Origin of the sequence: uncultured Paracoccus sp., assembly GCF_947487305.1 — a bacterium.
Lineage (GTDB): Bacteria > Pseudomonadota > Alphaproteobacteria > Rhodobacterales > Rhodobacteraceae > Paracoccus.
The window spans coordinates 105863-131653 of sequence record NZ_CANKWH010000006.1; the positions used below are offsets into that span (position 1 = coordinate 105863).

General features: G+C 67.5%; 22 protein-coding genes. 9 read left to right on the forward strand and 13 right to left on the reverse strand.

Annotated elements, in window-relative coordinates:
- Position 1: 1 nt before the first annotated feature.
- The 4 genes from Q1A36_RS09355 to Q1A36_RS09370 are packed head-to-tail and all read left to right on the forward strand — an operon-like array spanning position 2 to position 4884.
- Positions 2-1045: an L-idonate 5-dehydrogenase gene (locus Q1A36_RS09355; protein ID WP_299842606.1), complete on the forward strand. Its 1044-nt coding sequence runs from the start codon at positions 2-4 to the stop codon at positions 1043-1045.
- A 4-nt stretch (positions 1046-1049) separates the two neighbouring features.
- Complete coding sequence (locus Q1A36_RS09360; RefSeq protein ID WP_299842609.1) at positions 1050-2222, forward strand: alpha-hydroxy acid oxidase; 1173 nt, start codon at positions 1050-1052, stop codon at positions 2220-2222.
- Positions 2219-3421: a mannonate dehydratase gene (uxuA, locus tag Q1A36_RS09365; RefSeq protein WP_299842612.1), complete on the forward strand. Its 1203-nt coding sequence runs from the start codon at positions 2219-2221 to the stop codon at positions 3419-3421. The genes Q1A36_RS09360 and uxuA overlap by 4 nt, the downstream gene beginning before the upstream one ends.
- A 2-nt stretch (positions 3422-3423) precedes the next feature.
- Positions 3424-4884: a mannitol dehydrogenase family protein gene (locus Q1A36_RS09370; protein WP_299842615.1), complete on the forward strand. Its 1461-nt coding sequence runs from the start codon at positions 3424-3426 to the stop codon at positions 4882-4884.
- On the opposite strand, the gene Q1A36_RS09375 is transcribed toward Q1A36_RS09370, so the two are convergent.
- On the reverse strand, positions 4881-5768 hold the full coding sequence (locus tag Q1A36_RS09375; RefSeq protein WP_299842618.1) for a cation diffusion facilitator family transporter: 888 nt from the start codon (positions 5766-5768) through the stop codon (positions 4881-4883). The genes Q1A36_RS09370 and Q1A36_RS09375 overlap by 4 nt on opposite strands.
- 212 nt (positions 5769-5980) lie before the next feature.
- Here Q1A36_RS09375 and Q1A36_RS09380 point away from each other — a divergent pair, with 212 nt between their 5' ends.
- Positions 5981-7156: an NnrS family protein gene (locus Q1A36_RS09380; RefSeq protein ID WP_299842621.1), complete on the forward strand. Its 1176-nt coding sequence runs from the start codon at positions 5981-5983 to the stop codon at positions 7154-7156.
- Between the two features lie 5 nt (positions 7157-7161).
- Here the strand turns inward: Q1A36_RS09380 and Q1A36_RS09385 are convergent, their stop codons facing one another.
- From Q1A36_RS09385 to Q1A36_RS09400, 4 genes are all read right to left on the reverse strand, one after another.
- Positions 7162-7842 carry a Crp/Fnr family transcriptional regulator gene (locus Q1A36_RS09385; protein ID WP_299842624.1) on the reverse strand — a complete coding sequence of 227 codons (681 nt, stop codon included), beginning with the start codon at positions 7840-7842 and terminating at the stop codon, positions 7162-7164.
- A 64-nt stretch (positions 7843-7906) separates the two neighbouring features.
- Positions 7907-8371, reverse strand: a complete 465-nt coding sequence (locus Q1A36_RS09390) for a nitrous oxide reductase accessory protein NosL (RefSeq protein WP_299842627.1) — start codon at positions 8369-8371, stop codon at positions 7907-7909.
- Positions 8371-8589 (reverse strand): hypothetical protein, encoded by a 219-nt coding sequence (locus Q1A36_RS09395; protein ID WP_299842629.1) that lies wholly within the window; start codon positions 8587-8589, stop codon positions 8371-8373. Before Q1A36_RS09395 ends, Q1A36_RS09390 begins: the two co-directional genes overlap by 1 nt.
- Before the next feature lie 79 nt (positions 8590-8668).
- Positions 8669-9355, reverse strand: coding sequence for a DnaA N-terminal domain-containing protein (locus Q1A36_RS09400; protein WP_299842632.1), 687 nt, complete (start codon positions 9353-9355; stop codon positions 8669-8671).
- Between the two features lie 523 nt (positions 9356-9878).
- Between Q1A36_RS09400 and Q1A36_RS09405 the strand changes: the two genes are divergently transcribed.
- The 4 genes from Q1A36_RS09405 (at position 9879) to Q1A36_RS09420 (ending at position 13018) form a co-directional block, all read left to right on the forward strand.
- Positions 9879-11180 (forward strand): AAA family ATPase, encoded by a 1302-nt coding sequence (locus tag Q1A36_RS09405; protein ID WP_101754527.1) that lies wholly within the window; start codon positions 9879-9881, stop codon positions 11178-11180.
- A complete protein-coding gene (locus tag Q1A36_RS09410; RefSeq protein ID WP_299842637.1) occupies positions 11177-12292 on the forward strand; it encodes a ParB N-terminal domain-containing protein in 1116 nt (371 codons plus the stop codon). Before Q1A36_RS09405 ends, Q1A36_RS09410 begins: the two co-directional genes overlap by 4 nt.
- A gap of 185 nt (positions 12293-12477) precedes the next feature.
- The gene (locus Q1A36_RS09415) at positions 12478-12723 is read left to right on the forward strand and encodes a type II toxin-antitoxin system ParD family antitoxin (RefSeq protein WP_299842640.1); all 246 of its coding nucleotides are present in this window, start codon (positions 12478-12480) and stop codon (positions 12721-12723) included.
- Positions 12710-13018: a type II toxin-antitoxin system RelE/ParE family toxin gene (locus Q1A36_RS09420; protein WP_299842643.1), complete on the forward strand. Its 309-nt coding sequence runs from the start codon at positions 12710-12712 to the stop codon at positions 13016-13018. The genes Q1A36_RS09415 and Q1A36_RS09420 overlap by 14 nt, the downstream gene beginning before the upstream one ends.
- Positions 13019-13022: 4 nt before the next feature.
- Here Q1A36_RS09420 and Q1A36_RS09425 read toward each other — a convergent pair whose 3' ends face one another.
- The 8 genes from Q1A36_RS09425 to Q1A36_RS09460 all read right to left on the reverse strand — a co-directional run bounded on the left by Q1A36_RS09425 (position 13023) and on the right by Q1A36_RS09460 (position 25736).
- Positions 13023-14087 carry a tyrosine-type recombinase/integrase gene (locus tag Q1A36_RS09425; RefSeq protein ID WP_299842646.1) on the reverse strand — a complete coding sequence of 355 codons (1065 nt, stop codon included), beginning with the start codon at positions 14085-14087 and terminating at the stop codon, positions 13023-13025.
- 168 nt (positions 14088-14255) lie between these two features.
- Complete coding sequence (locus Q1A36_RS09430; RefSeq protein ID WP_299842649.1) at positions 14256-15278, reverse strand: AbrB family transcriptional regulator; 1023 nt, start codon at positions 15276-15278, stop codon at positions 14256-14258.
- Positions 15275-17353 (reverse strand): phosphonate metabolism protein/1,5-bisphosphokinase (PRPP-forming) PhnN, encoded by a 2079-nt coding sequence (gene phnN, locus Q1A36_RS09435; RefSeq protein WP_299842653.1) that lies wholly within the window; start codon positions 17351-17353, stop codon positions 15275-15277. Before phnN ends, Q1A36_RS09430 begins: the two co-directional genes overlap by 4 nt.
- Positions 17354-17392: 39 nt before the next feature.
- Positions 17393-18229, reverse strand: coding sequence for a carboxylating nicotinate-nucleotide diphosphorylase (gene nadC / locus Q1A36_RS09440; protein ID WP_299842656.1), 837 nt, complete (start codon positions 18227-18229; stop codon positions 17393-17395).
- A 54-nt stretch (positions 18230-18283) separates the two neighbouring features.
- Positions 18284-20185 (reverse strand): TRAP transporter fused permease subunit, encoded by a 1902-nt coding sequence (locus Q1A36_RS09445; protein WP_299842659.1) that lies wholly within the window; start codon positions 20183-20185, stop codon positions 18284-18286.
- Between the two features lie 94 nt (positions 20186-20279).
- On the reverse strand, positions 20280-21248 hold the full coding sequence (locus Q1A36_RS09450) for a TAXI family TRAP transporter solute-binding subunit (protein WP_299842662.1): 969 nt from the start codon (positions 21246-21248) through the stop codon (positions 20280-20282).
- 569 nt (positions 21249-21817) lie between these two features.
- Positions 21818-25255 carry a molybdopterin cofactor-binding domain-containing protein gene (locus Q1A36_RS09455; protein ID WP_299842665.1) on the reverse strand — a complete coding sequence of 1146 codons (3438 nt, stop codon included), beginning with the start codon at positions 25253-25255 and terminating at the stop codon, positions 21818-21820.
- Positions 25248-25736 (reverse strand): (2Fe-2S)-binding protein, encoded by a 489-nt coding sequence (locus Q1A36_RS09460; protein ID WP_299842668.1) that lies wholly within the window; start codon positions 25734-25736, stop codon positions 25248-25250. The genes Q1A36_RS09455 and Q1A36_RS09460 overlap by 8 nt, the downstream gene beginning before the upstream one ends.
- Positions 25737-25791: the final 55 nt, after the last annotated feature.

Here is a 25791-nt window from a genome sequence, read left to right on the forward strand (position 1 = left end):
CATGACCGACGATCTTGCCTGCCGTCTCTACGCCGCCCATGACCTGAGGATCGAGGATCAGCCCGATCCGGTCCTCGCCCCTGACCTTGCCCTGATCCGCGTTGCGCGCGGGGGCATCTGCGGCTCGGACCTGCATTACTATCACAATGGCGGTTTCGGCCCGATCCGGGTGCAGGAGCCGATCATCCTCGGCCACGAGGCCGCCGGTGTGGTCGAGGCCGCGCCCGAAGGCTCGGGTCTTCGTGTCGGCCAACTGGTCTCGCTCTCGCCCTCGCGTCCCTGCGGGGAATGCGAGTTCTGCAAGGCCGGGATCGAGCGCCATTGCCTCAACATGCGCTTCAACGGCTCGGCCATGCGGATGCCGCATGAACAGGGGATGTTCCGCAGCCAGATCGCCCATCCGGTGGCGCAATGCATCCCCCTGCCCGATGGCACCAGCGCCGAGGCAGCCGCCGGGGCCGAACCGCTGTCGGTCTGCCTGCACGCCCTGACCCATGCGCCCGATCTTCGCGGCCAGCGGGTGCTGATCACCGGCGCAGGGCCGATCGGCGCCATCTGCACCGCCTTGGCCCGCCTGCGCGGCGCGGCCGAGATCGTTGTGACCGATGTGCAGGACTTCACCCTCGGCATCGCGCAGAGGCTCGGCGCCGACCGGGTGGTGAACGTGATGACGAACCCCGACGGGCTGGCGGATTATGCCCCGAACAAGGGCCGCATCGATGTGGTGCTGGAATGCTCGGCCAATGCCCATGCCATCGCCGGGGCCATCGCCGTCACCCGCCCGCAGGGGACCGTGGTGCAGATCGGCGTCGGCGGCAGCACCGCCCTGCCCCTCAATCTGATCGTCAGCAAGGAACTCAAATTCGTCGGCACGCACCGCTTTGACGTGGAATTCCTCGAAGCCGTCCGCATGATCGGCGCGGGCGAGATCGATCTCTCGCCAATGGTCACGCAGGTCCTGTCCGCTCGCGAGGCCGTCCGCGCCTTCGATCTGGCCGGCGACCGGGCGCAGGCGGTCAAGGTGCAACTGGACTTCGCGGCCTGAACCGATGCCCGTCGTCACCGAGATCGAGGACCTGCGCCGCCTGCACCGGCGGCGCGTCCCGAAGATGTTCTATGACTATGTCGATGTCGGCGCCTGGACCGGCAGCACCTACCGTGCCAATCGCGACGATTTCGACCCGATCCTGTTCCGCCAGCGCGTCGCCCGCAACATCGAGAATCGCAGCCTCGCCAGCACCATGATGGGGCGCGAGGTGGCGATGCCGGTGGCGCTGGCGCCGGTCGGGCTGCTGGGGATGCAGCACCCGGATGGCGAGATCCATGCCGCCCGCGCGGCCCTGGCGGCGGGCGTGCCCTTCACGCTCTCCACCATGTCCATGTGCTCGCTCGAGGATATCGCCGAGGCGACCGGCGCGCCCTTCTGGTTCCAGCTCTATACGCTCAGGGACGAGGAGTTTCTGGACAAGATCCTTGACCGCGCCCGCCGCGCCGGGGTGACGGTGCTGGTGTTGACGCTGGATCTGACCATTCAGGGCCAGCGGCATCTCGACCTGAAGAACCGCATGACCGCCCCGCCCCGGCTGACTTTGGCCAATCTCCTGAACATCGCCTGCCATCCGCGTTGGGCGCTGGGGATGCTTGGCACGAAGCGGCGCAGCTTCGGCAATATCATCGGCCATGCGCGCGGCGTGGACAGCATGGGCGACCTGATGGACTGGACCTCGCGCCAGTTCGATCAGCGGCTGGACTGGGCGCGGGTGGAACAGATCATCCGCAAATGGGGCGGGCCGGTGATCCTGAAGGGCGTGAATGACCCCGAGGATGCCCGCCGCGCCGTCGAGACCGGGGCCGGGGCGATCCTCGTCTCGAACCATGGCGGGCGGCAGCTGGACGGCGCGCCCTCGACCATCCGCGCCCTGCCGGCGATCCGCCGCGCGGTGGGGCCGGACTATCCGCTCTATCTCGACAGCGGCATCCAGTCGGGACAGGCGGCGCTGAAGGCCATCGCCATGGGCGCGAATGGCGTCTTTGTCGGCCGCGCCTTCACCTATGGGCTGGGGGCGATGGGGCAGAAGGGCGTCGAAACCGCGCTGGCGATCCTCGCCCGCGAGATGGACATCACCATGGCGCTGTGCGGCGTCAGCGATATCAGGAATTTCGGGCCGGATTGCCTGTGGTCGGACGACCCGGGCGCGGCCGCAAACGGAGGTTTGACATGAGACACACGTGGCGCTGGTTCGGCCCGAAGGACCGGGTTTCCATCGATGACATGCTGCAGGCCGGGGTGCAGGGCGTCGTCACCGCGCTGCATCACGTCCCGACCGGCGCGGTCTGGACGCCGGACGAGATCGCCAGGCGTCAGGACGATCTGGCGCGGATGACGGATGGCAGCCCCTCGGGCCTGAACTGGGAGGTGGTCGAAAGCCTGCCGGTCAGCGAGGCGATCAAGACCCAGACCGGCGACTGGCGCGCGCATATCGAGAACTGGATCACCTCGATGCGGCATCTGAAAGCCGCCGGGATCGACGTGATCTGCTACAATTTCATGCCGGTGCTCGACTGGACCCGCACCGATCTGGCCTGGCGGCGTCCGACCGGCGCGACCTGCATGCGCTTCGATTTCACCGATTTCGCCGCCTTCGACATCCATATCCTGCAGCGCAAGGGCGCCGCCGAGGACTTCCCCGAAGAGGTCCGGGACGAGGCCGCGCGCCGCTTCGCCGCCATGGACAACGCCGCCCGCGAAGCCTTGGCCGGCAATGTCGTCTTCGGCCTGCCCGGCGCCGCCGAAAGCTTCACCCTTCAGGACGTGCGCGACCTGCTGGACAGCTATGCCCCGGTGACGGATGCGGTCCTGCGCCGCAATTTCCACGCCTTCCTCGAAGAGGTCGCCCCGGTCGCGCAGGATCTGGGGATGCGGCTCTGCTGCCATCCCGACGATCCGCCCTTCGGCCTTCTGGGCCTGTCGCGGATCATGTCGACCGAGGCCGATTATGTCGAGCGCATGGCGGCGGTGGACCTGCCTGCCAATGGCATCACCCTCTGTTCCGGCTCGCTTGGCGCGCGGCCCGACAATGACCTGCCCGGCATGATGGACCGCCTGGGGGACCGGGTGCATTTTCTGCATCTGCGCAATGTCCGCCGCGACAGCGACGCCATCCGGGGGTCCTTCTTCGAGGACGAGCATCTGGGCGGGCAGACCGACATGGTGGCGCTGGTCGGGGCCGTGCTGCGCGAAGAGGCGCGGCGGCGCGAGGCCGGGCGTCCGGATGCAACAATCCCGATGCGTCCCGATCACGGGCAGGATATCCTTGACGATATCGGCCGCGGCGGCCAGCCCGGCTATCCCGCCATCGGCCGCCTCAAGGGTCTGGCCGAGCTGCGCGGCGTCGAGGCCGCGCTGTCCCACGGAGCCTGACGATGACTGCGCTGCTGACCGATCTCACCGACCTGCCCTCCAGCGTCATCCGCCCCGGCTATGACCGGGACGCACTGGGGGTCGGCATCCTGCATCTGGGCCTTGGCGCCTTTCACCGTGCGCATCAGGCGGTCTATACCGATGACGCGCTGGCGGCCGAGGGCGGCGACTGGCGCATCCTCGGCGCCAACCTGCGCAGCACCGAGATGCCGCAGGCGATGACGGCGCAGAACGGGCTTTATTCGCTGCTCGAACGGTCCGAGACCGACCGGCTGCGGGTGATCGGCGCGCATGGGCAGAAGGCCATCGGCGGCGATGCGGCGGGGATCCTCAAGGCCGCCAGCGACCCGGCCATCCGCATCCTGTCGCTGACCGTCTCGGAAAAGGCCTATGGCATCGACCGGGCGGCGATGGACATTGACGAGACGCACCCGGCGGTGGCCACCGATCTGGCCCGACCCGATGCGCCGCAGGGCGTTCTGGGCATCATCACCGCAGCCCTGGCCGCGCGACATGCGGCGGGCCATGCCCCCTTCACCGTCCTCTGTTGCGACAACCTGCCCGATAACGGCACGCTTCTGCGCGCCGGTGTGCTGGGCATGGCGCGCCGCCTTGACCCGGACCTTGCGGCGCGCATCGCCGATCAGGTGGCCTTCCCCGCCACCATGGTCGACCGCATCACCCCCGCCGTCACCGACCGCACGCTGTCGGATGTCGAACGGCTGACCGGCCATCGCGATCTGGCGGCAGTCGAGACCGAGCCCTTCACCCAATGGGTGATCGAGGATCACTTCCCTCAGGGCCGCCCGGCATGGGAAGCCGGCGGGGCCGAGTTCGTCCATGATGTCGGCGCCCATGAGGCGATGAAGCTGAGGATGCTGAACGGCAGCCATTCCCTCATTGCCTATCTGGGGCAGATGCTCGGCTTGCGCTATGTCCGCGATGTGGTGGCCGACCGGGCGCTGTCGGCGCTGGTCCTGCGCCACATGCGTGCGGCGGGAACCACCCTGCCCCGCAATGCCGGACTTGACGCACCCAGCTATGCCGAGGCGCTGATGGACCGCTTCCGCAATCCCGCCATCGCCCACGAGACCCGCCAGATCGCCATGGACGGCACCGAGAAGCTGCCGCAACGCTGGTTCTCGCCCTCCGTCGACCTGCTCGGCAGCGGCGGGGACCTGCGACCCTATGCCTTCGCCACCGCCGTCTGGCTCGGCTGGCTCTCTGAGTTGGCGGCAAAGGGCGAGCAACCGAACGATCCCCGCGCCGCCCGGCTGATGCAGCTGGTGGGTCAGGCTGGACCGGATGCCGGCGCGCTGACCGCTTCGGTCCTGTCGCTGCCCGGCCTCGCCCCCGATGCACTGGTCTGGGATGAGGGCTTCGCCGGGGCGACCAGCCGCCTGCTGACCCGCATCCGGGCCGAGGGGCTGCGCGCCGTGCTGGCAACCGAGCTGGCCGGTTAAAGCACCAGCACGCCGGAATGCTTGGCCTTGTGGTCAGGCTCGACATGGATGGTGATCTGCGCCTCGGGCAGTTTCGCGCGCAGCGACTGCTCGATCCGGTCGCAGATCTCATGCGCATCCTCGACCGTGGTCTGGCCATCCACCACCAGATGGAAATCGATGAACGTCACCTTGCCGGCGTGGCGGGTGCGCAGGTCATGCGCCTCGATCGCGCCGGTGGCCTTGTCCGAGATGATGGCGCGGATCGTCTCCAGCGTCTTCTCGGGCACGGCCTCGTCCATCAGCCCGCTCAAGGACGAGGCAGTGACCTTCCAGCCCGACCAGAGGATGTTCAGCCCCACCAGCCCCGCCAGCAGCGGATCAAGGATCGCCCATCCGGTCGCGACCGCAAGGATCACCCCAAACAGCACCCCGCCCGACGAGATCACGTCGGACAGAAGATGCTTGCCGTCCGCGACCAGCGCCGGCGACTTGTGCTTGCGGCCCTTTGTGATCAGCACCCAGCACCAGACCGCGTTCAGCACCCCGGCGGCGGCGTTGATGGCGATGCCCATGGCAGGCGCCTCGATCACCGGCGGATGCTGGAAGGCGAAATACGCCTCGCGCATGATCAGCAGGGCGGCGACAATGATCATCACCCCCTCCAGCACGGCGCTGAAGAACTCGGCCTTGTGATGGCCATAGGGATGACCGGCATCGGCGGGGCGCGACGCGACATAGATGGCGATCAGCGCGGCAAAGGCGGTAGCCACGTTCACCGTGCTTTCCAGCGCATCCGACAAGAGCGCGACCGAACCCGTCAGCCACCAGGCCAAGAGCTTCAGCCCGAGGACCACGAGGCCCACGACGATGCTTCCAAGGGCGATCCTGATGGTTCGGGACATGCTCATCCGCCTGCGTCTCTTCTGCCGATTCCCGTTCTTTCCAAAGGCTTTGTCAGATCGCGCGCGGAATCTCAACGCCTTGGCGGCCGGTCAGCGCGCATCCGCCCGAGCCATGGCAACTTGACATCGATCAAGGCGGGGCCGGCCCGGCTGCGTCATCACCAAGGCGACTGCGCGCCGCCGCCCTGACAGAGAGAGAGAGAGAGAACGCCATGACCGCCATCCCCCTCTTCGCCGTCGGCTGGCGCGCCTTCTTCCTTGCGGCAGGTCTCTGGGCGGTGATCTCGGTCGCGGTCTGGATGCTGTGGCTGGCGGGTTATCTGGGCGGCGGCACGCATCTGGGCATCGCGCCCTCCTATTGGCACGCACATGAGATGATCTTCGGCTATGCCAGCGCCGCCATTGCCGGCTTCTTCCTGACCGCCGTGCCGAACTGGACCGGTGCAACACCGGCGGGACCGCGCTTCATCCTGCTGGCCCTGTGCCTCTGGCTCGCCGGGCGTCTGGCGCTGTGCCTGACAGGCCTCCTGCCGCCGCTCGTGGTCGCGCTGGTCGATCTGGCCTTCCTGCCGGTCCTTGCGGGCAAGGTGCTGATGCAGCTGATGGAACGGCCAAAGCCGCAGAACCTGATGCTTCTCGGGATGCTATCGCTCCTCTGGACCGCGAACCTGATGCTGCATCTCGACTGGCTTGGCCTCGCCTCGACCGGCGGACAGGGGCTGCGCGGCGGGCTGCTGACGCTCTGCGCCATGATCGCGGTGCTGGGCGGGCGGGTGACGCCGGTCTTTACCCGCAATGCCCTGACGCGCGAGGGGCGGACGGACGGCCTGCCGGTCGATCAGCCGGTCCTGACCGGCACCGGCATCGCGCTGGCGATCCTGACCGCGCTCGCGGCACTGGCGGGCCTGCCCGATCCCCTGACCGGAGGGCTGGCGCTGCTGGCCGGGCTGGTCGCGGCGCTGCGCCTGTCGGGCTGGCGCGGGTTGCAGACCGCCCGCCAGCCGATCCTCTGGTCGCTGCATCTGGGCTATGGCCTGCTGGCGCTCGGCCTCGGGCTCTGGGGGCTGGCGCTGATGGGCCATGGCTCGGAGACCGGGGCGCTGCATGTGCTGGGCATCGGCGCGGTCGGCGGCATGACCCTTGCGGTGATGAGCCGCGCCGCGCTGGGGCATTCCGGCCGGGCGCTGGTCGCGCCGCGCGCGGTGGCGCTGGCCTATGCCCTGATGCCGCTGGCGGTGGCGCTCCGATGGGCCGGATCGGCGGGCGCGGGCGGGTTCCACCAGATCGGCGTCTATGGCTCGGGCCTGCTCTGGTGCCTCGCCTTCCTCTGCTATCTCGCCGCCATGCTGCCGGTCTTCCTCGCCCCGCGCAGCCGCGTTCCCGCCTGACCGGCCTACCGCTCGCCCGCCGCCACCGCGCGCAAAGCCTCGAGATCGGCGATCAGGACGCGGTTGCCCTCACTCTCGACCCCGCTCTCGCGCAGCTTGGCAAAGGCCCGCGACAGGCTTTCCGGCTGCATCCCCAGGTGCCCGGCGATCAGCCGCTTGCTATAGGGCAGTTCCACCGCGCAGGAACCGCTTTCGGCCTCGGCCAGCCCGGCCAGGAACTCGGCCAGCCGCTGCACCCCGCTATGCGCCTTCAGCTTTTCGACCTGCTCGACCAGTCCCTGCAGATGCACGAAGGTCGAGGCCAGCAGATCGATGGCGAATTCCGGGTTCTCGACCAGGAACTGCCTGAGCCGCGTGCCGTCGATCTGCATGAGCGTGCAAGCCGTGATCGCCTCGGCCGTGACCGGATAGGGCGTCCGCCGCAGCACCATCGCCTCGGCAAAGCTGCGCCCCCGCCCGATGATCGCCACCACCGCCTCGGCCCCCGAGGGCGTCATCCTGACCAGCTTCACCGCGCCCGAGAGCACGATGAACACCGCCCGCGCCGGCTCGCCCTGCAGGAAGACCGTCTCCCCCGCGCCATAGCTGCGGCGCAGCGCACTCGTCAGCACATGCGCCCGGTTGGCCTCGCTCAGCCCGCTGAGCAGCAGGGACTTGCGCAGGATCTCGGGGACAGGTTCGGACATGGGCAACAGGGAACCGGGGACGGGAAGCCCGACTGTGGCATGACGGGCGGGCCGAGGGAATGCGCTATTCCCCGTCCACCGCCGAATCCGGGATCGTCACCAGGTCCATCACCACCCCGCCCTGCGCCGCCGCGAAATCCCTTGCCGCCGCTTCCTGCGCGAAAGGCACCAGTTCCGGCTCGCCCGACCCGCCCCTTCGCGACGAGCCGACAACGTAATGCGCCGCCCCGGCATGGATCCAGTTCATCGCCCCCGGCTTTTCCCATGTCGCACCGGCCGCGCCCATGTCGCTGACCCAGATCGCAAGGACCGGATGGCTGCGATCGGGATGGCGGGAATAGGCCACGGCGTCGCGCACCTGCGCAAAGAACAAGGGCGCGCCCTCGAGACCCTTCAGATGCACCTGCGCCTTGGGGCCGGGCTGGCCAACTGCCGCCCCGGTCAGCGGCAGCGGATCAACGCTCTGCGTCCGCTCCTCGCGACAGCCGGGCAGAACCAGCAGCAGGATCACGGCCAGCACGCGCCGCATCACAGACGCTCCCCCTCGGCCCCGGCCACCAAGCTGGCGGCCGGAGACTCGGTGAATTGGATGTCCAGCAGCGGGGCGGTGGAAGCCGGCAGGGCATAGACGGCCCCTGCCAGCAGAGTTGTTACCCACCAAACCACCGCGACCAGCACCGGCGCAGCCGCAACCCCCCGATCGAGGCCCGCAGGCACTGGCCGTTCATGCTGTAACACCCAACTCATGCGGGCGATCTACCGGGCCTGCTCAACCGGAACATTGATCTGCATCAAAGTCGGTTAAATCTTTGTTAAGGGCTTCCCCCTACCCTTCCCCCGCGCTGCGAATGCGCACCGCGCGGATCGCCGGATCGGCGCGGCTGGCCGCGCTCAGCAGCCGGCCGATGAAATGTCCCGCAACGTAGCTGGCATGGAACCGCGTCGGCGCGATCAAAACCAGCACGCCACCCTCGCAGCCCGCCTCGCTCAGCGCCGCGAACCAGGCCTCGTAGAGCGCCGGGTCCTCGCCCGCGAGCTGCCGGCAGGCCGCGCCCCAGGTGCCGTCCCCGGCCTCGACCGCGCCGCGCGGGCGGAACGGCACCACCGTGCTCTCCGGCACCGGTGCCGCCCCCCCTGCCCTTTCGACGAAATCCGGCCCGATATGCGCCCACTCGGCCCGCGTATCCAGCATGATCCGTTCGAGGCCCAGGCCCAGCACCGACACCCTGCCCCGCGCGCCCTGCCGCTTGACGACGACCCAGCCCAGGGCCTTCAGCCGCGCCATGTCGCGCTTCACCGTGCGCTCGTCCACGCACCACAGCCGCGCCATCTCGCGCTGGCCCATGGTCAGCTCGTCGCGCTGCCAGTTATAGCGGGTGGTGATCAGCGCCATCAGCCGCAGCACCAGCCTTTGCCGATGCTGGTCCCCGGCCAGCGCATGTGCCATCAGCGCCGACAGGAGGTCATATTTCTTCGCTGACGCCTCACGACCCACCGGCCGAATGATCTGCATCACGGTCCTGCCCGCCGGCTGACCCGGCCCCTCATGCCCGTTTTCGGGCGTTTGCCTCGTGCCCGTTTCGGGCTTCTGTCTCGTGACCCTTGCCGGGCCTTTGCCTCTGGGGATGCGTCTCGGGGTCTTCCGCCCCGCTGGTCTTGTGCTGCGTAAAACGCTTTTCACCATCCTTACAGCATTTGCGTCCGGATCAGCGATTCTGTCAAGCCATTTGAACTGTTGCGTCTTTCCCGGTCCAAATCCGACAAGAAAAAAACGGTATCACTGGTATAGGGGGACATGCTGGATGACACCCTATTCGCCTTGGATGTCACCCAATATCTTGCAGATTACCCAAGCGCGTCCCCCATTCCACGGTGTGCAACGCGCGGCACCCTGCGGGCGTTGCATCCCCGATTCGCGCAACAGGCGCTGACCTGGGTTATTCTTGCCCTCACCTTAACTTGCCTTTTGCCAAAAGCGCAAATCCGGCGTAAAAGCCAATATAGCAGTAATTAGCGTCCGCAAATACAGGCACAACATGTATACGCACGAAAACCTCGCGCAGCTTCAGGCACAATCTCTCAAGATGCAGGGCTGGATCCGTCGGCAGACCTTCTCGCCCGAGCTGGAAAAGACCCTGCGCCGCTTCTCCTCCTGGGAGGTGGCCGAGCTCATCTTCCGCATCAACCAGTCGACCTTCCGCGGCAAGCTGGCCGACCTGAACCTTCCCCTCGGGGAAGTCGAAGAGGATGGCCGCCAGCGCTGGTTCAGCCTCGACGAGATCAACGAGCTGCGCCGCCGCATCCGCATCAACAAGAAGACGCTGATGCCGCCGCGCCCCGAGGGCAAGCGCGCCTTCCGCGCCGCCATCGCCAATTTCAAGGGCGGCGCCGGCAAGTCCACCGTGGCCCTGCACTTCGCCCATGCCGCTGCGCTGGATGGCTATCGCGTGCTGGTCGTCGATTTCGACCCGCAGGCGACGCTCAGCCATTCGATGGGCCTCAATGATGTGGGCGAGGATCACACCGTCTGGGGCATCATGGCCCGCGACCTCGAACGCGAGACCGACCGGATGAATGGCAGTGCGGCGGGTGCCGAAAGCGGGACCGCCCTGCCCCAGCGCAAGCTGCCGGCCTCGATCCGCGACATGGGTCTTGGCACGCTGCGCCCGGCCGATTTCATCAAGCCGACCGCCTGGCCCACCATCGACATTGTTCCCAGCTGCGCCAATGCCGCCTTCGTCGAGTTCGCAAGCGCCCAGTATCGCCACCTGAACCCGGAATGGACCTTCTTCGGCGCCGTCTCGCGCTTCCTCGACAGCCTGGCTGACGACGCCTATGACCTGATCCTCTTCGACTGCCCCCCGGCCATCGGCTACCAGTCGATGAACGCGGTCTTCGCCGCCGACATGCTCTATATCCCCTCCGGCCCCGGCTATTGGGAATACGATTCCACCACCAGCTTCATCGGCCAGCTGGCCGAGGCGCTGGAGGATCTGTCCCACGGGTTCGAAAGCTTCCCCACGGGGAAGATCGCCTTGCCCAAGGCCTTCGCCGATGTCCGCTTCCTGATGACCCGCTACGAGCCGTCGAACGAGTTGCATCAGGCCATGCTCGGCGCCTTCCAGCAGGTCTTCGGCGACCGCATGGCGCAGCACCCGATCGAGCTGACGCGCGCGGTCGAGCAGTCGGGCCGCTTCCTCAGTTCCATCTACGAGATCGATTACCGCGAGATGACGCGCGGAACCTGGCGCCGCGCGCGCGCCAGTTTCGATCAGGCCTATGAAGAATTCCGTGGTCACGTCTTGACCGCATGGGACAAGCTGGAGGGTGAGGCATGAGCCGCAAGCGCCGCATGTTCGAGATCGAGATGCCGGATGAGGCGTCTGAAACCTTCCCCGCGGGGAAGGCCGAAGCAGAGAAGGCCGCGCCCGAGCCGCGCCGTGGCCCGATGGCCACCGCCATCGCCGAAACCGCCGAATCGAGCCGCGACCGGGCCGAGGTCGAGGCGAAGATCCGGGCCGAGAATGACGCCCTGGCACAGGAACATGTGCGGATGAAGCGCGCCGGGCTGATCACCGACCTGATCCCGCTCGATAGCATCCAGACCTACAAGCTGACCCGCGACCGCAAGAACGGCCCGGATTTCGAACTGGCCGAACTGGTCGCCTCGATCCGCGAGATCGGCCTCTCGAACCCGATCCGCGTCGAGCCAGCGGGTGAGGGTCGTTACGAGCTGGTGCAGGGCTGGCGCCGTCTGTCGGCCTATCGCGAGCTTCTGAAGGAAACCGGCGACGCCGAGGCCTGGGGCCAGATCCCCGCCGGTATCATCGCGCGCGGTGATCATCTCGAACAGCTGTATCGCCGCATGGTGGACGAGAACCTGGTGCGCAAGGACATCTCCTTTGCCGAGATGGCACAGCTGGCCGTGGACTATGCCATGGACCCCGGCACCGCCGAGACCGACCCGGAAAAGGCCGTGGCGATCCTGTTCAAATCGGCGGGCTACCAGAAGCGCAGCTATATCCGGAATTTCATCCCGCTGGTCCGGCGGCTCTGGGAAAGCCTGCTCTTTCCGCAGGACATCCCGCGCGCCCTTGGCATCGCGCTGGCGGCCCGCATCGACGAGGTGCCGGGCATGGTGGCAGCGATCAAGGCCGAGCTGAAGGACTGGGACAATCGCAGCGTCAAGGACGAGCTCGACGTGCTGCGGCGTTACGCGGGGCAGGGCGACGATCCGCTCGGCGAGCCCGCACCGGCGCCGAAGAAACCCGCCGCGCCGGTGCCAGCGGGCAAGGCCAAGACCACCTTCCAGCTGACCCGCCCGCAGGGCAGTGCCAAATGCACCGCCGCCAATGGCCGTCTGGAGATTCGCCTGCCGCGCGACTTCTCGACCGTCGACCGCCGCCGGCTCGAGGCCGCCGTCGCCTCGCTTCTCGACCAGATCGAGTGACCTTCCCCGCAGGGAAGGTTGTCGGGGAAGGTCGGCTTTCATTGACCTGCCGACTTCCCCGCCAGCAAGGTCTCTCTGGCCCTTCGCCATCGCGGGATTTCCATCTCGATGCCCCTGACGCGAATCCCGGCTATCGCTTGCCATATGGCAAACTTTGCCATATCTTCGGCTGGAAGGAGGCCGCCATGGGCACGATGAACATCTCTCTCCCGGACCCGATGAAGTCCTGGGTTGAAGATCAGGCGAAATCAGGGCGTTACGCGAATTCCAGCGATTACGTGCGCGATCTGATCCGGCGCGACCGGCAGCGCCAGCAGGCGATCACCGATATCCAGGCCGCCATCGAAACCGGGGTTGCCAGCGGCCCCGCCAAGCCGCTTGACCGCGCGGCTTTCAAGGCCCGGATACGCGCGGAACATGCCGGAAAGTGAGGGCTGGACCCTTCGGCCCGCCGCTGAATCCGACCTGTCAGAAATCTGGCGCCAAGGCGCCGCGACCTGCGGTGTGGAACAGGCAGAGCGCTATACGGACGGCTTGTTCGCGGTCTTCGACCTTCTGGCCGCCTTTCCGGACCTGGCCCGGGAGCGGACGGAGTTTTCCCCGCCCGTCAGGATCCATCCCAATGGCTCGCATCTGGTGATCTACCGATGGGACGGGCAGGGGGTCGAGATCATCCGCATCCTGCATGGCCACCAGAACCTGATGGCCTATCTTCTGGAGGACTGACCTCTCACAACCCCGCCGCCTTGGTCAGGTTCACCCGGAACCGATCCCTGCGGCGCTGGTAGCGGCGGGTCATTTCGGCGCTGGCATGGCCCAGTTGCTTCTGGATATGCCGCTCATCGACCTCGGCGCTGCTGGCCAGACCGGCGCGCAAGCTGTGGCCGGAATAGCGCGCCAGCCGTTCCGCCTCGGGTGCGTCGGGGCCGATGCCGGCGTCGCGGACCGTCTGCTTGACCAGCCGGGCAATGTGCTTGTCGCTGAGCCGGTTGGAGGTCGCCTTCAGCCCGTCGCGGGTGACGGCGACGAAGACCGGGCCGAAACCGATCCGGGCGTAGTGCAGCCACTGTTCCAGCGCATGGACCGGGCAGGTCTGGTCGGACGACCCCCGCGCGATCTCGACCTCGCGCCAGCCGGTCTTGCCGTTCAGCGTGACCAGCAGCCCTTCGGGCAGGATCTGGATCCAGCCACCCTGGTCCAGCGTATCCTCGCGCCCGTGATCGAGGCTGACGATCTCGGACCGCCTTAAACCGCCGGCAAAGCCAATGAGCAGGATCGCCCGGTCGCGCAGGCCGCGCAGGTCATGGGGCAGGGTGGCGATCATTTCGATCAGATCGCCGGGCAGGATGGCCTCTTTCTGCTTGGGCGGGCGGGCATGTTTGCGGCGGATGCCGGCCAGCACGGTGGCGATGTGGCGGTTGGCGCGGTCCAGAGGCTGGCCGCGTTGGGTGTAGGTCCAGCCGAGCCCCGAGAGCCGCCGCTCGATCGAAGCGACCGAGAGCGAGGCGGCCAGATCGGCGAGGTAAAGCCCGACCAGCTCGGGCGAGGGGGGCAGGGGACTGGCGCCGCGCCGCCGGCACCAGCGGGCGAAATCGGCCCAGTCCCGCGCATAGGCGCGGGCGGTATTCGGGGCGAGGGCACCGCGCGCATAGTCGCGGGCGGTCTCGGTCAGCCGGTCCAGCGCGGCAGAGACGGGCAGGGCGGCGGAGACGGGCAGGGTCGCGCTGTCGTCACCTTCCCCGCCGGGAAGGAGATCGGCGGCGCGCGAGGGCGGTTTCAGAGGGCTTTTGTTCATGTCGCGGAGGATACTCCATACAGGTCCGATAAGGCAAGATTATTGGACACAGACAGCTTGCGCAGGATGCGGCGCTTGCAGGCTAAATATCTGGCCATAACCGCCGTCATGGGACGTGGTGGCGCCGCCCTGCGGGGCTGACGGCGAAGGCGGCCATAGCGGGCGGGGCTATCCAAATCGCGTCGACAGCAGCGGGGTCAGCAGCAGGACCGCGAACATCCGCGTCACCTGCAACGTCAGCACGAAGGTCAGCTCGGCTTCGGTCTGAATGGCGATGATCGACAGGCTGTCGAGACTTCCGGGCACGGTCGCCAGAAAGGCGGTCATCGGGTCCTTGCCGGCGATCAGGATCAGATTGCCCGCCAGCAAGAGCCCACAGCCGACCAGCAGGACCGAACCCAGGAGGATCGCCGGCAGGGCGGCACCGGCCTGTTTCAGCACCTCAGGGGTAAAGCGCAGCCCGACCTGCCAGCCGACCAGCACGAAGGCCAGCACCACCAGCAGTGGTGGCAACGACAGGTCGAGACCCGTCGTCCCGAGTGCCGTGCCGATCAGCAGCGGTCCGACGAAGGGCAGCGCCGGAATCGCGCGCAGGCGCGGCGCGGCGAGGACGAGCAGCGCCACGACCAGCAGCGCCACGGGGAAATGCGGCTCGGCCGGGGGCAGGGTCGGCGCGGTTCCAAGGCTGAGCGCCGCGCTGATCCCGGCCAGCGCGCCCAGGACCACCATCAGCCGCAGGATCTGGATCACCGCCACCATGCGGGAATCCCTGGCGCGGCCTTCGCTCATGACGATCATCGCGCCGGCCACGGCGGGCATGAAGCCCCAGATGGCATCGCGCAGATCGATGCGGCTGATCCGCGCCACCAGCAAAGCTGCGAGCATCCCGGCGGCAAGCGTGCCGAGACAGCTTAAACCGGCCCAGACCAGTACCTCGGGCGACTGCATGAGCAAGTCCGGGTCGATCACCGCGGCGATGGTGCAGCCGATGACGGCCTGCGCGGCGTTGAACAGGTTGTCGGGGACGGACAGGCGCGGGGTCGGGCGCATCACAGCGAGCAGGATGCCGGCGAGGATCGCGGCCAGCAGCCATGCCCCCGGCAGGCCGGCGCGGGACAGGGCCGCGCCCATCAGCAGGGTGAGAAACGACAGAAGGCCCCAGCCGATCAGCCGGCGCCGGTCAAGGCTCATCTGGTCGGCGCCGGGGGCGGGGTGGGACGACGGAACAGGCTGCCGCTGTTGAGTGCCTCATGCGCCCGCGCCGTCGCCCGTTCCAGCGCAAAGCTGGTGGCGGCGTGGATCCGCAGCAGCGGCGCCCCGGCCTTTAGCTGATCACCCGGCAGGGCCAGGAGGTCCACCCCGGCTGTGGGCACCAATGGTGCGCCGCTGGTCCGGGCGATGGCGGCGATGGCACGGACGCCAAAACCCGGCATGATCATGTCGCTGTCGGTGGCGATCACCTCGGAGAGCGGCGCGGGTGCCGGCAGGCCATTCGCGCGCGCGCCCTGCGCCGCGACGATCCGGCGGAATTGCGCGGCGGCGGCACCCGAATCCAGCAGCGCCTCGGCCCGCTCGCGCCCGGTTCGCCCGGCCTCGGGTGCCGCCCAGTCAAGGATAGCAGCGGCATAGAGCAGCGCCTTGTCGCGCAGATCGGCCGGCGCTTCGGGGTGATTGCCCAGCACCGCGATCACGTCGCGCATTTCCAGCGCCGGCCCGATGCCCCGGCCGATCGGTCCGCTGCCATCGGTGATCATCACATGGGCGCTGATGCCCAGCTCGCGCGCCACGGTCAGGAACAGTGTCTCCAGCGCGGCGGCCTCGGCACTGCTGCGGGTCTTGGCCTCGGGTCCGACGGGCATGTCGATCAGCACATGGGTGGAACCCGCCGCCAGCTTCTTCGACAGGATCGAGGACACGTCGAGCTGCGCCGATTTCAGCCCCAGCGGCTGGTTGATGGCGTTCATCACGTCATCCACGGGCGAGTGGGTCAGATTGCCGTTCCAGGCGATGCAGCCGCCGACCTCGCCGACGACCCGGCGCAATTCGTCGGGCGAGAGATCGACGCGCGCCAGAACCTCCATCGCATCCGCCGTGCCCGAGGCCGAGGTGATCGCCCGGGACGAGGTCTTGGGCATGATCAGCCCGGCGGCGGTGACGATCGGAATGATGATCGGGGTGATGCGGTTGCCGGGAATGCCGCCCATCGAATGCTTGTCGACCACGACCGGCGCATCCCAATGCACGTTCTCGGTGCGCCGCGCGCGGGATTTGGCCAGCGCCACCACCTCTTCGGTGGTCAGGCCATTGGCGGCGCTGACCAGAAAGCCCGCAAGCTCGCTGCGCGAATAGCGGCCGCGCACCATGTCATCCACCACCTGCTCGATATCCTCGGCCGACAGTTCCTCGCCCCGGATCTTGCGGCGCAACACCTCGCGGCTGGCGGGCGAGGGCGAGGGCCGCATCTCGAGGAGCGCATCGCCCTCGACGTCAAGCTGGCTGGCAAGTTTCACGTCCAGCAGGCAGGTATCGGCCGGAAAGGCGGGCGCGGTCTCATAGGCCAGTTCGGCGACCAGCGCCCGGCCCGAGCGGGTCAGAAGTTCGACGCGGCTGCCCTGGGCGCGCATCATTTCGGCGACCGGATGGTCGTTCGAGATGATGCAGAGATTGCCGTTCGCCGTCTTCAGGCTGGCGGCCTTGCCGTGGAAATGCTGGCGGGCGCTGCCGACGATGGCTTGCACCAGCGCATTGATCCCGGCCTCGGGGCTGTCATCGTTCCGCACCCGGACCACGCCGCGCCCGACCTGCGGGATCTCGGCCTGACGGGCGATGCGGCGCTGGATCTCGGCCTCGCTTTCGCGGCCGCGCGCCCTGAGCCGTGCCGCGATCACCTCGGGCGAGGCTTCGATCGAGACGATCAGGGTCTGGTCCCACAGCGCGGCGATCTGCCCGAGCTCGCGGCGCGAACCGTTGACGATCACGTTCACCCCGCGCCTGAGATCGTCCAGCAGATCCATCGGCAGGCCATAGCTGAGGCCATGCGCCTGCCACTGGTGGAAGAAGGCGCCCCCGTCCCGCAAGGCCTCGAACTCCGCCGTGGTGACGGCCACGTAATCCTCACCCCCGGCCTCGGGGTCGCGGGTGATGTAGCGCTGACAGAACCGGTAGAATTCATACCGTCCCAGCCTGTCCCTGGCACCGTCCAGCAAGGTGTCCTTGCCGACGCCGCTGGGGCCGACGACCAGAAAGAGGGTTCCCTTGAACGACATGAATGGCTCCGGTTCTGTCTTGCTCGTGGCGGCGACGGATCAGACGTCGTCCAGCCCGATATCCACGCAGGGCGCGGACTGGGTGATGCGGCCGACCGAGATGAAGTCGACGCCGGTCTCGGCCTTGCCGCGGATGGTATCGAGCCGCACCCCGCCCGAGCATTCCAGCGGCACCCGGCCGGCGACCCAGGCCACCGCCTCGCGCATCGCCTCGTTGGTCATGTTGTCCAGCATGATGACATCGGCCCCGGCCTCCAGCGCCTCCTTGACCTGATCGAGCCGGTCGCATTCGACCTCGATCTTGGTCAGGATCGGGGCATGGGCCTTGGCCCGCGCAACCGCCGCCGTGATCGAACCGGCCACCGCGATGTGGTTGTCCTTCAGCATGATGCCGTTATCCAGACCCAGACGGTGGTTGCGCCCGCCGCCGCAGGTGACGGCATATTTCTCGAGCATCCGAAGGCCCGGCGTGGTCTTGCGGGTGTCGACGAGGAAGGCGCCGGTGCCCTCGATTTCCTTGACGTAATCGGCGGTGACGCCGGCGATGCCGCTCATCCGCTGCATCAGGTTCAGCGCCACGCGCTCGGCGGTCAGCAGGGCCTGGGCATTGCCGCTGATCCTGGCGAAGGTGGTGCCGGCGGTGATCCGGTCGCCATCCTTGTAGAGCGCCTCGAAGGTGCAATTCGGGTCGAGCTTCTTGAAGATCAGTTCGGCCATGGGCAGGCCAGAGAGGATGATATCCTCGCGCGCGTTCATCCCGAAGGTGGCCACGGCATCGTCATCCACCATGATCTTCGCGGTCAGGTCGAAATAGTTGTTGTCCTCGTCGAACCAGAGTTCGATCAGTTGGTCAACTTTGCGCATATCGATCAGCATGGCGTTCCTTTTCTGACGTGTTGTAGAGATGAGTGGTTGCAGGGTGCCCCGGCCTCAGGCGGCCGGAAGCTGGATGCGCTTCTGGCGCAGCCGGAGAGTGACGAAGGCGGCAAGCGCCAGACCGGCGATCTTGGCCTCGATCCAGGGCGACAGCAGGCAGATGCCGGCGAGGATGGCGAGCCAGCCCCAGACCCGCGTGGTCCGCCGCGCCGTTTCCGCGCCGATGGCGATGATGATGCAGCCCATGATCACACTCAGCGCCTGCATGGCATCGCCGGTCGAGGCCCAGGGTTGCAGCACGCCCGGATTGGCGATGAAGGCGAAGGGCATGATGAAGGCGGTCACGGCCAGCTGCATCGCCTCGAGCGAGATCTTGATCGGGTTGGCATCGGCAATCGCCGCCGCTGCGAAACTGGCCACCGCGACCGGGGGCGTCATCGCCGAAAGCACCGCGTAATAGAGGATGAACATGTGCACCGACATCAGCGGCAGTCCCAACTCGTTCACCAGTGTCGGCCCGACCAGAACCGCCGCCAGCACATAGGCCGAGGGGGTGGGCATGCCGAGGCCGAGGATGATCGTCACCAGCGCCGACAGCAGCAGGATCATGAAGGTGCTGTCACCGACCATGCCAAAGGCCAGAACCGAGAATTTCGACGCCAGCCCGGTCATGGTGATGCCGCCGACCACCAGCCCCGCCGCCGCACAGGCACCGGTGACGCCGATCATGCGGATCGTGGTTTCGCTGAGCACCTCGATGGTCGGCACCAGCGTCAGCCGGGTCGAGCGGCGGGCCAGCGCCACGATCCAGACCATGGCCGAGGCGGCGACGGCGGTGAGGCTGGGTGAATAGTGCATCACCAGCATTGCGGTCATGCCCACGAGCGGGATCAGATAGGGCCATCCCGAGATCATCACATCGCGCAGCTTGGGCACATCGGCCTCGTCCAGCGGCTTCAGACCAAGCGTGGTCGAGCGCATATGCACCTGGATGTAGATGCCGATGTAATAGACCACCGCCGGAACGATCGCTGCAAAGCAGATCGCCAGGTAATCGAGTCCGGTGACTTCGGCCATGATGAAGGCGGCCGAACCCATCACCGGCGGCAGAAGGCTGCCCCCGGTCGAGGCCGCGACCTCGGTGCCGGCGGCCATTTCGGCGCGGTAGCCCAGCTTCTTCATCATCGGAATGGTGATCGAGCCGGTCGCCACCACATCCGAGGTTGGGCTGCCCGACATGGTGCCGAAGAGCGCCGAGGACACCACCGCGACCTTGGCCGGGCCGCCGGGCGAGCGCCCGGTCAGGGCCGAGGACAGGCCGAAGAAGAAGGCCCCGCCGCCGGCGCGCTCGAGAATGGTGCCGAAGAGCACGAAGAGAAACGCATAGGTCGCGGCGACACGCACCGGCGCACCGAACAGCCCGTCCGAGGTATAGACGTTGATATCGACGAAATGCTGCAGCGAGATATAGCCATGCGCCATCGGACCGCTGAGCAGATGCCCGAAGAGGTTATAGGTGATGAAGCTGAGCACCAGCAGCATCAGGAACAGCCCCACCGTGCGGCGGGTGATCTCGAGCGTCAGCAGGATCATGATCCCGGCGAACAGGAACTGGTGCCAGCTGAGCGGGGTCAGCAGCGACACCCGCTCGGCCGTGACCGAGATGTTCATGATGAAATAGACCGCCGAGGCCGCCGCCGCCGCCGACAGGATCCAGTCGAGCCAGGAGGCGTGCCTGGGGTTCGAGCGCGGGCTCGCCGCAACCAGCAGGAAGGACGGCACGAGGATCAGCGACAGGAAGATGATGGTCATGGCGAGGGAATCGACCCGCATCCAGGTCGCGGCCGAGATGACCCAGACCGCGACCCCGGCGCAGTAGAGCGTCATCGGCCAGACCATCCAGCCCTGCGGGCGGCGCCGGAAGCTGGTGTCGAACAGATATGCCAGAAACTGCATGGAATCCCTTCACGTCTTGCGCTTCATGAAGCAGCCGTCCCCTTCCGGCAAGGAAGGGGTGGCAAGGCTCGTAGTGGCTTTGTGGCGCAGTGGATCAGTTTGCGGCGTAGATCTCGGCAACGCCCGGCACATAGTCGATGACATCCAGCGAGGCCGCGAATTCGGGCGTGAAGCCGCCCATTTCGGCATGGACCTCGGCAATCTTCTCGGGATGGTTCTTGATCGCGCGGGCGATCAGCTCGATCACTTCGGGCTTGGCGTCGTTGGCGGCAACGATGGCGGCGCGGGCACCAAATGTCTGCACGTCCTGTTCCAGCCATTCATAGGAGCCGGCCGGGATGGTGACGATCTGCGAGCCGTATTCGCTGGCCATCTCGGCGCTGACCTCGGGCGGCACCGACAGAAGCGTCATCGGGTTGGCCTGGGCAATGGCCTCGATCGCCGAGGTGCCGATGAAGGTGGCGTTCACCCACATGTCGGCCCGGCCGTCGGTCATGATCTCCTGCGCGCCGCTGCTGCCCTCGAACTGCACCGAGCCGCCATCCTTCTTGATCTGGTCATAGGTCACGCCGACCTTTTCCAGCGACTTTTCCAGCAGGATCGCCGGCAGGATGCCGCGACGGTTCGACACAAGATTCAGCGGTGCGCCCTTGTCCTTCAGGTCGGCGATCGAGCTGAGCCCGTATTTCTCGGCAAAGGACTTGGAGATCAGGAAATGCATCGGCGCCTTGTCATACATCAGCGCCACCGCCCCGATCCCTTCGACCGGCTCGGTAAAGGGCGCCTCGCCCTTGGCCGCGATCAGCGCCTCGCCGACATGGACGATGCCGATGTCGCAGCCGCCGGCCTTGATCTGGGCGATATTGGCAAAGCCGCCCGAGGATGTCTGATAGGTGACGGTCGAGGACGGATCCTCGGCCCGCACCGCAGCATCGAGGCCGACGCCGATCAGGCTCCAGAGCCCGCCGGGCGATGCCCCGCAGAGCGTGATGTTCGCAGCCGAAGCGGTGGTGGCACTGAGCCCCGCCGCACCGATCAGTGCCGTGGCGAATACAGCCTTCATAACGTCCTCCTCCTGACGGAATGCGCTTTTGTTCCGGGCATCATCGCGCCCTGTCCGGCCCGTCACATGACCGGCGGATTATCTTGGTTCTCTGCGATTTTTGCGAATTTACGAGTCTCTTCCCGGTTTGATGGAACCACTAAACTCGTTAGTACGCAAGTAATTTTTCGAACCGTTTTACAGATTTTCGAACCGTTCGGTATGGTTCGCCGCAGGGTTGTGGAAGGCGGAAATTCCTGGCCTCTCCGGGCTGTTGATGGGGTCGTCCGGGACGCTGCCGCCGCCGTGACTCAGGGAACCGCCGCTTCGCCGGTTGGCGTCACCTGGCGGACGGCTGGTCGTATCACCCGTACTGCATTCATTTGACAGCAGGTTTTGAAAACGGACGGGGGCGCGGTGGCGCGGTGCCGCAGGCGGGACCGCGCGGGGCGGCCCGTGGCCGAGCCGTCCGGGGCGCGGTGGCCTGTGCCTTGGCGCCTTGCGGCTGCCGGTTCGGCGGGCGGGCAGGGGTGATTTCCACTTGAAGCTGCGCCGGAGGTGATGACCCGGCTTCCGGCCATCCGCCAGGCTCAGCGCCAGGCGGGCAGATCCGGGGCGAATCTGGCGCGCAGATACTGCGTCAGTTCGGCGATCTGGGTATCGCTCAGCTCCGGGGCGAAGGCCGGCATGTCACGCAGGTTCAGCGACAGCGGCGCCTCGATGCCCTCGCGGATGACGGTGGCGAGCCCGTCGGGGCGCGGCGCGCGGATCGCGGTGGACAGCGTGAGCGGCAGTTGCGCGGCGGTTTCCGCGCCCGGCAGGCCGGGCTCGTGACAGCTGGCGCAGGCGGCGCGGAAGATCTGCGATCCCTGTCCCGGTAGGGGGCGGCCCTCGCTGAGCAGCGGGGCCTCGGTGGGCGTCAGCAGCGAGGCGAGATAGGTTGACATGGCCCGCAGATCCGCATCGGCGGCGCCCTGGAGGCTGTGGACCACCTCGCCCATCGGGCCGGAGGCGCTGGCAATGCCCGGCGCATGACCGTTGCGCAGATAGCCATAGAGGCTGTCCTCGGTCCAGCCGCGCTTGCCGGCGGCGGTGCCGGCCAGCGCGGGCGCCCACCAGCCATCGACCAGCGCACCGGAATAGGCCGCGGCGCCGGTCTTTTCCGCCCCCAGCGGATTGCGCGGGCTGTGGCAGGCGCTGCAATGGCCGGCACCCTCGACCAGAGAGCGGCCGCGATTCCACGCCTCGGATTGCGCCGGGTCGTCCTGCAGCGGTTCCGGGTCGTGAAACATCAGGTTCCAGACTGCATTGACCGGCCGCAGGTTCACCGGCGCAAGCATGGCCGAGCGCGGGGTTTCGGAGGCCACCGCCGGCAGGGTCTGCAGATAGGCATAGAGCGCATACATGTCTTCGTCACGGATCCTGGCGAAGGCGGTATAGGGAAAGGCCGGATAGAGGTTCTTGCCATCGCGGCTGATGCCGTGGCGCATCGCACGCTCGAAGGCGGCATAGCTCCACAGCCCGAGACCGGTTTCGGGGTCCGGGGTCAGGTTGGTCGAATAGACCGTGCCGAAGGGCGTCTGCATCGGCCGCCCGCCGGCATTGGCGGTGCCGCCCTCGGCGGTGTGGCAGACGGCGCAATCGCCCACCGCGAAAACCTGCCGCCCGGCCTCGATCGTCTCGGCCGAGAAGGTTTCGGCGGCAGGCGCGCGCAGGGGGGGAATGCCGGAGTGCAGCGGCAGGGCCAGCGCGCCAAAGGTCAGCGCCCCGCCGATGGCACTGGCCACAGCCAGCGGACGGCGGGTCACGACGTCGCGCAGCCGGGCGATGGGGCTTGCCTTCGGGGCGAGGGGCAGCAGCGCGGCAGCGCGGGGCGGGTCCGGCTCGGCCAGGGCCGCGCGCACCTTTTCCGGGGTGAAGGGCGCCTCGCGCAGGCGGATGCCGGTGGCGTCGAAGATCGCATTGGCAATGGCCGCCGCCGCCGGAACCGCCGCGCTTTCGCCGACACCAAGCGCCGGGGCCTCGGGCCGCTCGATCAGCAGGGTGCCGATCTCGGGCACCTCGTCGAAGGTCTGGATCGGATAGCTGGCCCAGCTTTTCGGCGTGGGCGAGATCTGATCGAAGGTCACTTCTTCTCGCAGCGCGCGGCTGGCGGTCTGGATGACGTTGCCGTGGATCTGGGCGCGCACGCCATCGGGGTTGATGACCAGCCCCTGATCCTGACCGACAAAGACCCGGGTCAGCGTAACTTCGCCGGTTTCGGTATCGACCACGACATCGCAGACCCAGGCCGCCGCTGCCGCCGCCGTGCCGGGGAAGGGGCCGTGGACATAGGTGGCGAAGGCAAAGCCCTGACCATAGGCCATGCGCCCCTGCCGCCGGAAGCGGGGGCCGTCCCGTTCCTGCCAGCCACCGGCCTCGGCGGTGCGGCGCACCAGATCGGCCTCGTTCGGATCGTCCAGATGGCGGATGCGGAAGGCGACCGGGTCCTCGCCCGCCTCAAAGGCCAGCTCGTCGACAAAGCTCTCATGCGCGAAGGTGTTGGGCAGGGCCGAGACCCCGCGCATCCACGCCGCCCGCACCATCGGCGCGATGTCATGGCAGGTGATGCGCTTGTTGGGCACGCGATAGGGCGGAACGATGGTGCGGTCGCCCATCATCGCGTGATGCGGCGCGGGCGAGATCCGTCCGGTCAGCAATAGCGCCAGATTGGGGCCACGGTTCGAGGGATACCAGCTGTCCAGCGCATAGGCACCCAGATCGCCATTGGCACCGATGCCGCCCTTGACCTCCATCAGCTGCGCCGCGCCCTTGGGTTCCCACAGATGTTCCTGCGCCCGCGTCAGCTGCACCCTGACCGGCCGGCCCACCGCGCGCGCCATCAGCAGCGCATCGCCGCAGACATCATCGGCGCAGTTCCTGCCATAGCAGCCGGCGGCCTGAAGCCGGCGCAGATCGATGGCATCCGGCGCCAGTCCGACCAGCAGCGCCAGATCGTCGCGCAGCATATGCGGGTTCTGCGTCCCGCTCCAGACGATCGGCTGACCGGCATTCCAGTCGGCGACGGCGCAGGAGGGGCCGATCGAGCCATGCAGGTGATAGGGCCAGAGATAGGTCCGCTCCAGCCGGATGCCGCACTGCTCATACCCCCGGTCGAAATCGCCGCTGGCGTCCAGAAGGCGCGGGGTCGAGGGAAAGTCCTTCAGCGTCTGTTTCAGATCGCCCATGTCCGGCAGGGGTGGCGGAATGCGCCAATGGGCGATCAGCGTCTCGGCAAGGACCTGCGCCTGCTCGGGGCTTTCCGCCACCACGCCCAGAAAATCCCCCTCGCGGACGATGGCGACAAGACCGGGCAGCCCGGCGACCGAGTCCTCGTCGACGCCGACAAGGCTCTGGCCGATGAACGCGCCGCTGTCGCGCCCGGCATAGGGCGGGCGGATGACATGGCCATGCAACATGCCCTCGATGCGCAGATCGTGGATATAGGTGAAGGCGCCCGTCACCTTGGCCGGCAGATCGCGGCGTCCGACCGGCTGGCCGACGATGCGGTAATCACGCGGCGATTTCAGCGGCACATCGGGATCCAGCGGCAGCGCGAGATCAAGCCCGCCGACCAGCCCGGCATAATCCAGCACCATGTCGCGCCAGCGGACCGTGCCGTCGGTCAGCACCAGTTCGTCCCGCGCGGCGTTCAGCCGCTGCGAGGCCCGATCCTTGAGCACCTGCCGCAACTGCGCCGCGGCGGCGCGCAGTGGAAGGGCCGCGACCTGAATGGTTTCCGAGGCGATGGTCGCGCCCTGATCGGGGGTGCGGGCGGTATCGCCCAGAACCACGCCGACCCGGTCGAGCGGCAGGTCAAGTTCTTCCGCGATGATCTGGGCCAGCGCCGTCTCGATGCCGGTTCCCAGATCGACATGGCCGTTGAAGCCGGTGGCGATGCCATCGCCATCAAGCTGCAGGAAGGTGATGCGGCCCTCGGGCCGGTCCTCATAGACCGAGATCCGCCCCGCCGGTGCCGCGTCAGCCATGCGCGGCCTCGTCATTCCTCAGCAGGATGGCCGCGCGCTGGATGGCGGCGATGATTTCCTGATGCGCGCCGCAGCGGCACAGATTGTCGCGCATCGCCTGACGGATCTCGGCCTCGCCTGGCGCGGGATTGCCGGCGAGCAGGGCGCAGGCCGTCATCACCATGCCGTTCAGGCAATAGCCGCATTGCGCGCCCTGGCAGTCGATGAAGGCCTGCTGCACCGGATGCAGACGCCCGGTTTCCCGATCGGCCAGCCCCTCCAGCGTGCTGACCCGGCGACCGGCGACCCGCGCCGCCCGCATCACGCAGGCGCGCGCCGGGGCCTGATCGACCAGCACCGTGCAGGCGCCGCATTGCGCCAGCCCGCAACCATATTTCGGCCCGTTCAGCCCCAGATCGTCGCGCAGGACCTGCAGCAGCGTCCGGTGCCGGTCGACCCGGACATGGGCAGGCCGGCCGTTCAGCTCGAAACTCAACTCCATCGCGCTGCCCCCCTTGCGCTGCAACGATCAGTTTAGGTGATGTTTGCGTGCATAC

Coding starts and splice junctions, on each gene's coding strand:
- Q1A36_RS09355 (WP_299842606.1), top strand. CDS start 2: ATGACCGACGATCTTGCCTGCCGTCTCTACGCCGCCCATGACCTGAGG.
- Q1A36_RS09360 (WP_299842609.1), top strand. CDS start 1,050: ATGCCCGTCGTCACCGAGATCGAGGACCTGCGCCGCCTGCACCGGCGG.
- uxuA (WP_299842612.1), top strand. CDS start 2,219: ATGAGACACACGTGGCGCTGGTTCGGCCCGAAGGACCGGGTTTCCATC.
- Q1A36_RS09370 (WP_299842615.1), top strand. CDS start 3,424: ATGACTGCGCTGCTGACCGATCTCACCGACCTGCCCTCCAGCGTCATC.
- Q1A36_RS09375 (WP_299842618.1), bottom strand. CDS start 5,768: ATGTCCCGAACCATCAGGATCGCCCTTGGAAGCATCGTCGTGGGCCTC.
- Q1A36_RS09380 (WP_299842621.1), top strand. CDS start 5,981: ATGACCGCCATCCCCCTCTTCGCCGTCGGCTGGCGCGCCTTCTTCCTT.
- Q1A36_RS09385 (WP_299842624.1), bottom strand. CDS start 7,842: ATGTCCGAACCTGTCCCCGAGATCCTGCGCAAGTCCCTGCTGCTCAGC.
- Q1A36_RS09390 (WP_299842627.1), bottom strand. CDS start 8,371: ATGCGGCGCGTGCTGGCCGTGATCCTGCTGCTGGTTCTGCCCGGCTGT.
- Q1A36_RS09395 (WP_299842629.1), bottom strand. CDS start 8,589: ATGAGTTGGGTGTTACAGCATGAACGGCCAGTGCCTGCGGGCCTCGAT.
- Q1A36_RS09400 (WP_299842632.1), bottom strand. CDS start 9,355: ATGCAGATCATTCGGCCGGTGGGTCGTGAGGCGTCAGCGAAGAAATAT.
- Q1A36_RS09405 (WP_101754527.1), top strand. CDS start 9,879: ATGTATACGCACGAAAACCTCGCGCAGCTTCAGGCACAATCTCTCAAG.
- Q1A36_RS09410 (WP_299842637.1), top strand. CDS start 11,177: ATGAGCCGCAAGCGCCGCATGTTCGAGATCGAGATGCCGGATGAGGCG.
- Q1A36_RS09415 (WP_299842640.1), top strand. CDS start 12,478: ATGGGCACGATGAACATCTCTCTCCCGGACCCGATGAAGTCCTGGGTT.
- Q1A36_RS09420 (WP_299842643.1), top strand. CDS start 12,710: ATGCCGGAAAGTGAGGGCTGGACCCTTCGGCCCGCCGCTGAATCCGAC.
- Q1A36_RS09425 (WP_299842646.1), bottom strand. CDS start 14,087: ATGAACAAAAGCCCTCTGAAACCGCCCTCGCGCGCCGCCGATCTCCTT.
- Q1A36_RS09430 (WP_299842649.1), bottom strand. CDS start 15,278: ATGAGCCTTGACCGGCGCCGGCTGATCGGCTGGGGCCTTCTGTCGTTT.
- phnN (WP_299842653.1), bottom strand. CDS start 17,353: ATGTCGTTCAAGGGAACCCTCTTTCTGGTCGTCGGCCCCAGCGGCGTC.
- nadC (WP_299842656.1), bottom strand. CDS start 18,229: ATGCTGATCGATATGCGCAAAGTTGACCAACTGATCGAACTCTGGTTC.
- Q1A36_RS09445 (WP_299842659.1), bottom strand. CDS start 20,185: ATGCAGTTTCTGGCATATCTGTTCGACACCAGCTTCCGGCGCCGCCCG.
- Q1A36_RS09450 (WP_299842662.1), bottom strand. CDS start 21,248: ATGAAGGCTGTATTCGCCACGGCACTGATCGGTGCGGCGGGGCTCAGT.
- Q1A36_RS09455 (WP_299842665.1), bottom strand. CDS start 25,255: ATGGCTGACGCGGCACCGGCGGGGCGGATCTCGGTCTATGAGGACCGG.
- Q1A36_RS09460 (WP_299842668.1), bottom strand. CDS start 25,736: ATGGAGTTGAGTTTCGAGCTGAACGGCCGGCCTGCCCATGTCCGGGTC.